General features: G+C 60.1%; 10 protein-coding genes. 3 read left to right on the forward strand and 7 right to left on the reverse strand.

The window, feature by feature from the left end; genetic code table 11:
• The first annotated feature begins 100 nt into the window (after positions 1-100).
• On the forward strand, positions 101-1210 hold the full coding sequence (locus L0U84_RS35025; protein ID WP_233857144.1) for an alkene reductase: 1110 nt from the start codon (positions 101-103) through the stop codon (positions 1208-1210).
• Positions 1211-1333: 123 nt separating this feature from the next.
• On the opposite strand, the gene L0U84_RS35030 is transcribed toward L0U84_RS35025, so the two are convergent.
• The 3 genes from L0U84_RS35030 to trpB form a co-directional block, all read right to left on the reverse strand.
• Positions 1334-2629 carry an acyltransferase family protein gene (locus tag L0U84_RS35030; protein WP_233857146.1) on the reverse strand — a complete coding sequence of 432 codons (1296 nt, stop codon included), beginning with the start codon at positions 2627-2629 and terminating at the stop codon, positions 1334-1336.
• 473 nt (positions 2630-3102) lie between these two features.
• Positions 3103-3906 (reverse strand): tryptophan synthase subunit alpha, encoded by an 804-nt coding sequence (gene trpA, locus L0U84_RS35035; RefSeq protein WP_233857159.1) that lies wholly within the window; start codon positions 3904-3906, stop codon positions 3103-3105.
• Positions 3903-5120 carry a tryptophan synthase subunit beta gene (trpB, locus tag L0U84_RS35040; RefSeq protein WP_233857161.1) on the reverse strand — a complete coding sequence of 406 codons (1218 nt, stop codon included), beginning with the start codon at positions 5118-5120 and terminating at the stop codon, positions 3903-3905. Before trpB ends, trpA begins: the two co-directional genes overlap by 4 nt.
• Before the next feature lie 110 nt (positions 5121-5230).
• On the opposite strand from trpB, the gene L0U84_RS35045 reads away from it, so the two are divergent.
• On the forward strand, positions 5231-6109 hold the full coding sequence (locus L0U84_RS35045; RefSeq protein ID WP_233857163.1) for a LysR substrate-binding domain-containing protein: 879 nt from the start codon (positions 5231-5233) through the stop codon (positions 6107-6109).
• 87 nt (positions 6110-6196) lie between these two features.
• Here L0U84_RS35045 and trpS read toward each other — a convergent pair whose 3' ends face one another.
• The 4 genes from trpS to L0U84_RS35065 form a co-directional block, all read right to left on the reverse strand.
• A complete protein-coding gene (gene trpS, locus L0U84_RS35050; protein ID WP_233857165.1) occupies positions 6197-7213 on the reverse strand; it encodes a tryptophan--tRNA ligase in 1017 nt (338 codons plus the stop codon).
• A 241-nt stretch (positions 7214-7454) separates the two neighbouring features.
• Positions 7455-7652, reverse strand: coding sequence for a hypothetical protein (locus L0U84_RS35055; protein WP_233857167.1), 198 nt, complete (start codon positions 7650-7652; stop codon positions 7455-7457).
• Between the two features lie 88 nt (positions 7653-7740).
• Positions 7741-9090, reverse strand: a complete 1350-nt coding sequence (locus tag L0U84_RS35060; protein WP_233857168.1) for an NAD(P)/FAD-dependent oxidoreductase — start codon at positions 9088-9090, stop codon at positions 7741-7743.
• Positions 9091-9521: 431 nt separating this feature from the next.
• Complete coding sequence (locus L0U84_RS35065) at positions 9522-9992, reverse strand: ribonuclease (protein ID WP_233857170.1); 471 nt, start codon at positions 9990-9992, stop codon at positions 9522-9524.
• Between the two features lie 306 nt (positions 9993-10298).
• On the opposite strand from L0U84_RS35065, the gene L0U84_RS35070 reads away from it, so the two are divergent.
• Positions 10299-11498 carry an NnrS family protein gene (locus tag L0U84_RS35070; protein WP_233857172.1) on the forward strand — a complete coding sequence of 400 codons (1200 nt, stop codon included), beginning with the start codon at positions 10299-10301 and terminating at the stop codon, positions 11496-11498.
• The last annotated feature ends 319 nt before the right edge of the window (positions 11499-11817 follow it).

Consider the following 11817-nt stretch of genomic DNA (forward strand, 5'->3'; position numbering starts at 1 on the left):
CCCTGGCCCATTTTTCTTCTATGGATCGGTTCTTACACTCTCTTCAAGTATTGACACCGCCGTCGATTGCCATCGATGGCCACTTGAACCGGAGAGAATCATGTCCAAACTTCATTCACCCATCCAGGTCGGACCTTTCGAAATCGCCCATCGCGTCGTGTTGGCGCCGCTCACGCGCATGCGCGCCGAGGAAGGCGCGCGACCCGGCCCGCTGATGGCCGAGTACTACGCGCAGCGCACCTCGAAAGGCGGTTTGCTGATCAGCGAAGCCACGATCGCGGCACCCAACGGCAACGGCTACCTCGGGGCGCCCGGGCTCTACGACGACAGCCAGATCGAAGGCTGGAAGCAGGTGACCGATGCCGTGCATGCCAAAGGCGGCCGCATCTTCCTTCAGCTGTATCACGCGGGACGCCAGTCGCACAGTCAGTTGCAGCCTGACGGTGCGCAGCCGGTCGCCCCCTCCGCCGTGCCGCACGGCGGCGTGGCCTATACGGAAGCAGGCTGGATCCCCAACACACCGAGCCGCGCGCTGAGCTTGCCGGAAATCGCCGGTCTCGTCGAAAGCTTTCGCCGCGCCGCGCTGCGCGGCAAGGCGGCCGGCTTCGACGGCGTCGAACTGCACGCGGCCAATGGCTATCTGTTCGATCAGTTCCTGCAAGACGGCAGCAACAAGCGCTCGGACATCTACGGCGGCTCGTTCGAAAATCGCGCGCGTTTCCTGATCGAAGTGACCGAAGCCGTGATCTCGGTGTGGGGCAGCGACCGTGTTGCCGTACGCTTCGGCCCGAGCGGCAGTTGGGGCGACATGTCGGATAGCGACCCGGAAGGCCTTTTTACTTTCGTAGCCGAGCAACTCGATGCGATGAATCTCGCGTATCTGCATCTGATCGAACCGCGTGTGCTTGGCAACGTCGACGACGATTCGAAAGACCCGAACCCCGTCGCCGCGCAGCTGATTCGCCAGCACTATCACGGCGTGATCATCGCGGCGGGCGGGTTCAAGCGCGACACGGCCGAAGCCATCCTGCAAGCCGGCGATGCGGATCTCGTTGCCTTCGGCCGCGACTTCATCGCCAATCCGGATCTGCCCGAACGTTTGCGCAAGGGTTTGCCGCTCAATCCGTACGATCGCCCGACGTTCTTCGGTGGCACGAAAATCGGCTATACCGACTATCCGTTTTATCGCGGCGACGCGCTGGCAGCGTGATGGGGGTGATGCTCGCCGTCGGCACCGAGAGCATCGGGGCCGACGACCATGCCCGGCCTGGCCGCTGATCCGCGCATCAGCGTTGTGGCGACCCTTCGGCTGCAAGGCTGCGCGGCGCAGTTGTCATGGCTTGGACACGGCATCATCGAGAGCACCGGGCGCAGCCATTTGCGCCCTCTTTGGCTCTGGACTCGAGGGCAGGTGCGCCTTAACAGGCGAGCGACCCTGCCGCGTCAATGTCCGGCGCAAGGGTTGTCGGAGAGGAGCGATGATCTTCTCCTGAAAAAGCACCGACCCAATCAGAACCATGACGAGATAGATGGGATACGCAGAAAGATGCATCGGCACCTGACTGGCCGCGCTGGCGCATAAATGAAATCGATGGAAGCAGGACTGAAGAGGATATGGAATGCCCAACGCCTCCTGAGCTTTGCGAAATAGAATAAAAAACGGTATTTGCAGGGCGAAAATGGACAACGCGGCATTCCCGAGCCGCCGGAACCATTCGGCAATAGGCGGTGATGCATCTTGTAGCAAGCTGGCGCAAACGACTATCAGCGCGATTTGCGCCGGCAGAATTGCACCGTTGTGCAGGAGAACCTCCGCGGCCGGGAGCCCCTCCGCGAACAGGTAGGCGGTGCCGACGAAAAATGCAGCTAGCGTGAGCATCACGATGCGCCAGTGGCGGGCAACGAATCTCTCGATTTGCTCTGCGTGTCCGGAGAAGATGCCGTATGCGACGATGCCCGCCAGAAATTCGGGAAGACGCAGCAGCGGATTGCGCTGCAGCGTCCCAATGGCCCACACTCCGTACCAGCCGTTCGCAACGACGACAAGCGGGGGGAGCAGGCAGGCAGCCCATAGCGCCGTTAGCATCGTCCACTTGCGCCGCATGGAGATCAGGCGGGGCGCAAGGAACGGAAAGAACAAATAGAAGAACAGCAGCGTCGACAAGGACCAGGCCGGAATGTTGAACCCCAGATAAAGAGGATTCCACGCCTGAAGTAAAAGAACTTGCAAAATCAGATTGACGCCGACTTCCGTCCTGCTCATGGTGTGCATCAGCTCAGGTGCGGAATCAAGCGTACTGAGCGCAACGTCATAGGGATGCGACGCGAGAGCCATCAACGCAATCGATAGCAATAACGTAATAATGTGAATAGGATAAAGGTTGGTGAATCGGTTTATAAAAAATTTCGATGAGTCGATTCTTTCGCCACGCCTTGTTCCGACGTAAACATGTGACAAAATAAAACCAGATAATATGAAAAAGGTACTGGTTGCACCGCCACCGAATTTGAATACCTGAGAGAACGGCAGTTTGTCGGCTGCCGGGTACTCAGAGAGCGTATGGTAAAAAACCAAATAGCAGGCCAGCAGAAAACGCAACACATCCAGACCAGGGAGCAACTTTTTCATGTTTTCCTTCGCCTTGCAGGCAAATTTACCATCACGGAGTGCCCCCACATACCTTTCGTTTAATTGACAATTTCTTTTCTAACTTATTTTCAATGTTTTGGAATTTCAGCAATTACGCAACCCAACGGCGCTCAAGATTTATTTAGATTTAATTCTCGGTATGTGCGATTTCATACACAGTCGTCGGAAAATCAGCCATTCATCCTGAATAGCGTTGTTTTTCTGCGATTAATCGCTTTATTTCGAAAATATGACAATAAAGAGAAAAATTAATGTCGATACGTTCGCCTTTGATCGCAACTCGCGAATTCGCCGTTGTCATTTTTAGTGATTTACGTCGTCGATCTGAAACAATTCGACAATCCCGTCTATATGGCGAAAATAAAGGGGGTCGCACTCCCGAGTTTCAACCTGTCGTGTTGAACGGCGCGGAATGCCATCTGCCTCTCGTCGTAGCAACGACTCAACCGCATCTAATCGGCGCTACTGGATCTATTTGCCAGAGACTCTGCATAGCGGCGTACAGCCTGCCTGACCTCCTCCACTCCTTTGGACGCGAGCAGTTCGATGAGTTGCGACCCAACGACGATCAAATCGGCAGTACCTGCGAGTGCCCGCGCTTGAGCCGTATCCCGGATGCCAAAACCAGCCGCGACTGGCAGTGTCGTATGGCGACGCACGCGCGTGATGGCCTTGCTGACTTCGGCGGGAACACAACGCATGGCTCCCGTGGTTCCGGTGAGAGCCGTGTGATAGACGAATCCGCTCGCTTCGTACAGCACCTCGGCAAGGCGCGCGTCGTCGCTGGTCGGGGCGGTCATGGCGATAAGGTGGAGGCCGGCGGCACGGGCGGTTTTCCGGTACGGTGCGGCGTGCTCCACCGGCAGGTCGACCACCAGCAGCGCATCGGCTCCGACGCGCACGGCGTCAGACATGAAACGCTCCACTCCGTACTGCATCACCGGGTTGAGGTAACCCATCAGAACCACGGGTGTAGAAACATCGGTTTCACGCAAGGCCGTAACGAGTTCCAGCGTACGCGCGACAGTCTGCCCTCCGGCACGGGCGCGCAAGTGTGCGGCCTGGATGCTCGGGCCATCGGCCACTGGATCGCTGAACGGCAGACCGAGCTCGATGATGTCGGCCCCCGCTGCGCCGAGACTGCGGAGCAAGGCCAGGCTGGTGGAATAGTCCGGGTCGCCGGCGGTGAAGTAGCAGACCAGTCCGCTGCGGCCTTGTTCGCGCAGGCGAGCTAGAGTGTCGTCGAGTCGGCTCATACGGTTTCTCCCTGATGGTGGAGGATAGTGGCCAAATCCTTGTCGCCACGGCCACTGAGACCGACGACGACGATCTGTTCCGGCGTCATGGTCGGAACCAGCCGGCGGGCGAAAGCCAGCGCATGCGCACTCTCCAGCGCCGGCAGAATGCCCTCGCCACGCGCCAGCCAGTGGAAGGCGGCCAATGCTTCGTCGTCGGTCGCCACCATGTACTGCACGCGGTTGGTCTCGAGGAGTTGCGCGTGCTCGGGGCCGACGCCGGGGTAGTCCAGTCCGGCCGACACGGAATGGGCGTCGTCGATCTGGCCATCGTCGTCTTGCAGCAGATAGGTCAGGTTGCCGTGCAGTACGCCGGGGCGTCCGCCGGACAGGCAGGCGGCGTGTTTGCCGCTGGCCAGCCCCAGTCCGCCGGCTTCCACGCCGTAGCAGCGCACCGCAGGCTCGGCGAGAAATGGGTGGAACAAGCCGATCGAGTTCGAGCCGCCCCCTACACAGGCCACCAGGGCATCCGGCAGACGGCCGCAACGGGCCAACAGTTGCTCGCGAGTCTCCTCTCCGATGATGCGCTGGAAGTCGCGCACCATCCGCGGGTAAGGGTGAGGACCGGCACCGGTGCCGAGCATGTAATAAGTGTCGTCCACATGGGTGATCCAGTCGCGCAAAGCTTCATTCATCGCGTCCTTCAGCGTCGCGGTACCGGTATGGACCGCGCGCACCTCGGCACCGAGCAGGCGCATGCGCGCCACATTGGGCGCCTGCCGGGCAATGTCCGCTGCCCCCATGTAGACCACGCATTCCATGCGAAACAGCGCGCATACCGTGGCGGTCGCCACGCCGTGCTGACCCGCACCGGTCTCGGCAATGATGCGACGCTTGCCCATGCGCTCGGCGAGCAGAATCTGGCCGACGCAGTTGTTGATCTTGTGCGCGCCGGTGTGGTTGAGGTCTTCGCGTTTGAGGAAGATCTGGGCACCGCCCAGTTCGCGCGTCAGGTTTTCGGCGAGAAACAGTGGGCTCGGCCGCCCTACAAAATCGGTGAGGATCTGACCATAGCGGGCACGGAATGCCGGGTCCGCCATCGCCCCGGCGAGGACGCTGCTCAACTCGTGCAGAGCCGGCATCAGCGTTTCAGGCATGTAGGCGCCGCCGAAGCGGCCAAACTGGCCAAAGGCATCGGGACCTTCAGTTGTATAGGGACTTCCGGGCGTAATCATCGCTGCGCTCCTTTTCAAAATTTTTTTGCAGCGTAACAAGCCATAGCCCCTCTAAAAAGCGAGGATTTCTTGCAGTAAGATGTAAAAAAAATTCATACCTAGGAACAGCCGTGCGCCGTCTGCCATCTCTCAATGCCGTGCGTTTCTTCGACGTCGCCGCACGCAGCCTGAACCTCTCGGCCGCCGCGGCCGAGCTATGCGTGACCCACAGCGCCGTCAGTCATCAGGTCCGCCAGCTCGAAGACTGGCTTGGCTGCTCGCTTTTCGTGCGACACGCCGGCGGAGTACGCTTGACGGCTGCCGGCGAGCGCCTTCAGGCGGCTGCGGGGCAGGCATTGGACCAGTTGGAACGCTGCTGTGCGGACCTGGCCGGTGCGGCTGGGGCAACCGAACTGGTACTCGGCGCGCCCGGCAGCTTCCTGGCCAACTGGCTGATCCCTCGGCTGGCAAGCTTCGAGGCGGCTCATCCGGAAATCCGCTTGCACCTGCATACCTGCGGCGAACTCGATGCGCTCGACAAGCAGCGTGTCGATGCGCTGATCGTCAGCGGGCGCGATTGGCCGCGCACGATCGCCGCCACCGTGCTGTTCGAGGATCGGGTCGGCCCGGTGTGCATACCGTCCCTCGCCGCAGGCCTTCGGCGGCCGCTCGATGTTGCCGGCCTTGCGCTGCTGCACACGAAATCCTCTCCACGGGCATGGCCGACCTGGGGGGAATCGCAGGGGCTGGACGATCCGGCATTTGCCAAAGGCCGCCAGTTCGATCACCTGCCACTGATGCTGGAAGCTGCCGCCGCCGGGCTTGGTATCGCTGTCGCGCCATCCATGCTGGTGGCAAGAGAGATCGAGAGTCAGCGCTTGCTGGCGCCCTTTGGGTTTGTTGCCTGCGGAGCATCGTTCGCGTGCTGCGTGCTTAAGGCACGCGCGGAGCAGCCCGAGTTGCGTAGCCTTTGCGAATGGCTAAGCAAACAAAGCGGAACATCGGATTGAACCGGATCCGGGTGGTGCGATGAAGCCGTGGCCAATCCAGGTGATCGACTGATGGCAAGGTAGGTTATGCATCTGTTCTGCACTGCTTCAGTTCTGGAAGTAGCTCAAGCCCAGCGCGCTTTTGACCTCTGACAGCGTTTCTCCGGCTACCTCCCGCGCGCGCATCGTACCGCGACGCAGGATCGCGAGTACCTCGCCCCGGTCTGCCTCCAGTTCGCGACGGCGCGTGCGAATCGGTTCGATAAGCGCCTGGAGTCGCTCGTTCAGCACCCGTTTGACCACGCTATCACCCAGTCCCCCGCGACGATAATGCGATTTGAGCTCATCCACCTTCTGTACGTCCGGCTCGAACGCATCGAGGAACACAAATACGACGTTACCCGCCACCTGACCCGGATCGCTGACTCGCAAGTGGTTCGCATCGGTATACATGTTGTTGACCGCCTTCGAAATTTCGTCCTCAGTAGCGCCCAACGTGATGGCATTCCCGAGGGATTTGCTCATCTTGGCTTTGCCGTCGATGCCGGGCAATCGAGTGACCTGCGACAGCACTGCCTCGCATTCGATCAATACTGATCGGTCGACGGTGTTGTTGAAGCGACGCACCAATTCGTTGGTCTGCTCGATCATCGGTAGCTGGTCATCGCCTACTGGCACATGCGTCGCCTTGAACGCGGTGATATCAGCGGCCTGACTGACCGGGTACGTCAGGAAGCCGGCGGGGATGTCACGCTCGAAGCCCCGCAGGCGAATTTCCTCCTTGATCGTGGGGTTGCGCTCGAGACGCGCGACCGACACGAGATTGAGCAGGTACTGCGACAGCTCCGCCAATTCCGGCACCTGCGACTGTATGAGGATGGTCGACTTCGCCGGGTCGATACCGACAGCAAGGTAATCGAGCGCTACTTCAATAACATTCCCGGTTACTTTCTGATGCCGGCCGACGTTGTCGGTCAATGCCTGTGTGTCCGCGAGAAGGAGGAACTGCTGAGCTTCATGCTGAAGCTGAACCCTCGCGCGCAGCGAACCGATATAGTGGCCGAGATGAAGCGGCCCGGTGGTTCGGTCGCCGGTCAGGATGGTGGGACGGTTTGCGTTCTTCATGGACTGGAGCCTCAGATTTTCGATGGCACCAGTCGTCAGCGCGCAGAAACAGAAATGCCGCCAGGACTGGCGGCATCACGTTTGCGATATGCGTGGGGAAACGGGCCGCCTGATTCAGGCGTGCCACCAACGATGCAGTTTCAGCGAGGTCGGTTTCGTATCCATAAAACCCACTATAGCGCAGCCATTCAGCCAATGTCGAGTGTGGACCTCGAGCCAATGGCGGAAATTCGAACGCGTGTCAGTTGTAGCCAAGGACAGCGGCAGACGACACGTCCGGTCTCTCCGGCACATTCGAGGCGATCGTCGATGCGGTCGATGCAAGAAACGATCTATATATCGATCGAGATCGATTTTCAGAGCCATCCTTGGCGTTTCGAGCGCTCTTGTCGCCAATGCTCGAGTCGATACTGACCGGCGATAGGTTGAAATTCTTCATGGTGTCCTCTCCGTCTTCCTGGTGCTTATAACCGGTTGATTTACTTGTCGCGGCCAGACGCTTCTGGCCATTTACAACGAACTGTTGCTCAGTGCAGCTTGACGTGCGGCGCCGTGCTTCGACGAAGCCGATGCGCGAGCGTATTGACGATCATGCGTGCATAGCCATGCAGCGCTGCAACATGCATCCGATACAGCGACAGGTACATGAAACGAGCAAGCAGTCCGTCCACCAGCATGCTGCCGCCGATGAGACCTCCCATCAGACTCCCCACCGCATCGGCGTGCCCGAGCGACACGAGCGAGCCGAGATCGCGATAGGCAAACTCCGGAAGCTTTTGCCCGTCGATGCGTCGCGCAAGTGCCTTGACCAGAAAAGATGCCTGCTGATGAGCCGCCTGAGCGCGCGGTGGAACATTGCGCTCATAACCTAACCATGGGCAGGCCGCGCAATCGCCGAACGCGAATATATGGTCGTCGAGATCCGTTTGGAGCGTGCGACGCACACTGAGTTGTCCCAGATGATTGACTGTCAGCCCATCGAGCGTAGATAGCACCGCAGGTGCCTTGATGCCCGCGGCCCACACAGTGAGATCGGCACGTACCGTGTTGCCGTTTTTCGTGCGGATCAGTCCGGGCGTGACTTCCGCGACCCGCTCGTTGAGCATCAACTTGACGTTGAGTTTGCCCAGCAATCCGGCAGCTGCGGTGGACACGCGCTCTTTCAACGCCGGCAGAATCCGCGGCCCTGCTTCAATGAGCACGATCCCGACGTCGTGTGTCGGGTCGAGTCGATGCAAGCCGTATGATGAAAGTACCTTCGCCGTATTGCGCAATTCGGCGGACAATTCCACGCCAGTAGCGCCCCCACCCACGATCGCGACCTGGACGCGAGGCGTGCGATCGGCGGGCACTCCATCAGCGTTCTGTTCACCGGCGTCTCGCTGTTGTTCGGCGCGAATGCAAGCCGCAATCAGGCGTTTTCTGAAGCGTTCCGCTTGGGCGACGTTATCGAGCGCCAGCGAGTTTTCCGCCGCGCCCGGCACGCCGAAGTAGTGCGTTGTACTACCGATGGCAAGAATCAACGAGTCGTACTCGATCCGGCGCGGAGGTACCAGTTCGGTTCCATCGTCATCGAGCAACGGCGACAGCAGCACGTGCCGCGAGTCGCGATCCAGTCCAACGAGTTCGCCCTGGATGAACTGGAAGCCGTGCCACTGGGCTTGCGCGGCATACGCCAATTCCTGTGCGAACGGATCCAGGCTTCCCGCCGCGACCTCGTGCAGCAGGGGCTTCCAGATATGCGTCGGGTTGCGGTCGATCAACGTAATGGACGCACGTTGCGCCGCGCTTCTTCGCCGGCCGCCATAACGATCGCCCAGCCTCGTTGCGAGTTCGATTCCACCCGCCCCTCCTCCCACGATCACAAAACGATGCATGCAGATTCTCCCTGGTCGACGACGCGCGGTACGGAAACTCAACACAACGGTTGAGAACAACTATCGCAGAAGCCAGACGGCGGGAAAATCTCATAGTTCTGATGGCTGCCTTCAGTTTTTCTGATTGATGGATCTCCCACTGACTTCGTGGTGGTCAGGATGAAGTGATCAACGTTCAGCGTTTTGGTCGACGGATTGATGCGTTTGAAGGTGGCGTTTCCCCACCTCTGGAATCGCATCGCTCGACTGATCGATGGAAGAAGAGATCGTTGACGGTTGCCGTCGACTCTGCGATTCAACGAGCCGTTGCGGCTCGGTCCATGCAAACACGACACCCCGATGTTTCCTTGATTGGAGGTCCGGGGCGTTTTTGTGTTATCGAGTCCAGCTCGGCGATTCGCCATGCGTCGCCGATGCAGTTCATCGCTGCTCTATTCTGCAATGCGCTTGAAGCTGGCGTAGTAATCGTCGGTGTAATAGCACTCGCCGGTCTGCTTGCGCGCCCCCCCACATACGACCCGACGCTGCCCGCGATCCGTTGCACCTGGTGTGCGAACCGTGTAGGTGTGGTAGTAGCCGCGCGGATGCTTCGGCAGAAAACCCGCACTGTTACGAAACAGGACGCCGTCATCGCTAAACGGGAAAGGGCCGCCCGCTTTGATCAATCGGAGTGTTTCGGCTGCCTCCGCCGGCAATTGCGTTTTGGTGATCGTGCCCACCGCGCCGGTTCCCTGCGTGCCTGATGCGGCGGTTGCCTCGCTCGCACTCTGTGCTGGCTGAACCGGCGCCGAACTCGCGGATGCGCCCGACGCCTCAGTGGCGTTCTGCGATCCCTGCTTGCCGCACCCGCCGAGGATCGCGCTCAATGCGACGATGCAAAAGAAAGCCCACGTTCTCTTCACGAAACGGTTCTCCCTTCGTTGACCAGGACCCGACGACCAGGATAGATGTAAAGGTATCGCTAATAACGGAGCGAATCAACGTCCGATCGGAAATAGGCATTTTCGACGTCAACCAGGCCAATGGGCAGCTTTCGGTGTCGGGACAGACGTCGCGTGTTTAACCGTGCCTGACGGGTGCGTCGATGCGGCTTCTTCCTGGCGCCATCGGGCATCCAGCCGGCTCCCCTGGCGCGAACATTCGTCGCATGTGGCGAAAAGGTCCTGCGTATAAGATGAATCAACACCTGGATGCCGGTCGGAGCAGTCATGAAGCGCACCATCAGGATCGAATCAGATCAAGTCGACACATCACCTCGCATCGCCCTGTGGGCGCTCGGATTCAGGCCGTTCTATCTGGCCGGCGCTCTGTTCGGCAGTATTGCCATGCTGCTCTGGCTCGGTGCGCTGGCTGGTTGGCCGCTATTGGACTCCACGTCCTACATGTCGGGAACGCTGTGGCACGTTCACGAAATGATCTTTGGATTTGGCGCCGCAATCGTCGTGGGATTTTTGCTGACGGCGGTGCGCGCGTGGACCAGCACGAATCCCGCGCAGGGCGCCGGTCTCGCGGCACTGTTAGTTCTTTGGCTTGCGGGCCGGATCCTGATGTGGCTCGGCGCGGGCCCGCTCGGCGTCGTCGTGGACGTGGCGTTTCTGCCCGTGGTCGCGCTTGTTCTGTTGCGCGTGCTCCTGAGGGCGAAGAATCGCCACAACGTATTTCTGCCGGTCGCGGTCGGATTGCTCGCGCTTCTCAATGCCCTCTTCCATGTGTTGGCAATGCACGGCCACGGCGACTGGGCGCTGCGCAGTGCATGGCTCGCGGTCGGGATGCTCGTTCTGTTCGTGACGATCATCGGCGGACGCATCATTCCGTCGTTTACCGCCAATGCGGTTCCGGGTTTTAGCGCGAGACGCTGGCGATTCGTCGAAGCGACCGTCATTCCGGCGACGCTGCTCGCGTTTCTGCTGGACGCGCTCGGTGCGCCATGGGCGGCAATCGTTGCCGCGTCCGCCGCGGCGGCGGTCGTTCATGGACTGCGGCTCAGCGGATGGCGTTCGTGGCGCGTCGGCTATCGCCCCATCCTCCTGATCCTGCATATCGCCTATGCGGGGATTCCGGCGGGCTTCGTGATGCTGGCACTCGCCGCGCTCGGCGTTGCCCCGCATTCGGTCGCGATTCATACGTTCACGGTCGGCGTCATCGGATGCGCGATCATCGCGATGATCACGCGCACCGCGCGCGGACATACCGGACGCGAACTCGTGGCCGGGCGGGTCGAGCTCGTCTGCTACGGGCTCGTCATTCTGGCGACGTTGATCCGGGTACTCGGCCCGTGGCTCGGGCCGCAGCTCACGATGGCCTGGATATACGCGTCCGGCCTATGCTGGGCGGCCGCGCTGGTTCTCTATTGCGTCCGGTACGCCGCGTGGCTCGTCCTCGCCCGAGCCGATGGCAAGCCGGGTTGAAGTCCGCATCTTCCTTGAAGCGGCCAGCCCGCAGCGTCGGTCCTGGTTGCGCACTCGCCGCCCAAGGCGGCGACCGACTGCGCCCTGAACTCAAAGCCTTGCTCCAACGCCATGCCGGACTGGCGACCGGTCTAAGCGTTGCCATCGAGCCTGTCGAAACAGCGACAACTCCCACTAGCCTGAACAATGCGTCGGCAATAATTAACTCGCTAATAAATGTATAAAAACTACATTTAAGTCGTTGCAAACATGTAGTTTTTCTACTACTATCGCCTCGTCGGTCGAATTTACGACCTTCACGGTACCTCCTCGACGCAGT

Source organism: Paraburkholderia sp. HD33-4 (assembly GCF_021390635.1).
Classification (GTDB): domain Bacteria; phylum Pseudomonadota; class Gammaproteobacteria; order Burkholderiales; family Burkholderiaceae; genus Paraburkholderia.

Bases quoted from the DNA above. Each gene is read 5' to 3' on its own strand.
- trpA (WP_233857159.1), bottom strand. From the start codon at position 3,906: ATGAGCCGACTCGACGACACTCTAGCTCGCCTGCGCGAACAAGGCCGC.
- L0U84_RS35030 (WP_233857146.1), bottom strand. From the start codon at position 2,629: ATGAAAAAGTTGCTCCCTGGTCTGGATGTGTTGCGTTTTCTGCTGGCC.
- L0U84_RS35055 (WP_233857167.1), bottom strand. From the start codon at position 7,652: ATGAAGAATTTCAACCTATCGCCGGTCAGTATCGACTCGAGCATTGGC.
- L0U84_RS35025 (WP_233857144.1), top strand. From the start codon at position 101: ATGTCCAAACTTCATTCACCCATCCAGGTCGGACCTTTCGAAATCGCC.
- trpS (WP_233857165.1), bottom strand. From the start codon at position 7,213: ATGAAGAACGCAAACCGTCCCACCATCCTGACCGGCGACCGAACCACC.
- L0U84_RS35060 (WP_233857168.1), bottom strand. From the start codon at position 9,090: ATGCATCGTTTTGTGATCGTGGGAGGAGGGGCGGGTGGAATCGAACTC.
- trpB (WP_233857161.1), bottom strand. From the start codon at position 5,120: ATGATTACGCCCGGAAGTCCCTATACAACTGAAGGTCCCGATGCCTTT.
- L0U84_RS35070 (WP_233857172.1), top strand. From the start codon at position 10,299: ATGAAGCGCACCATCAGGATCGAATCAGATCAAGTCGACACATCACCT.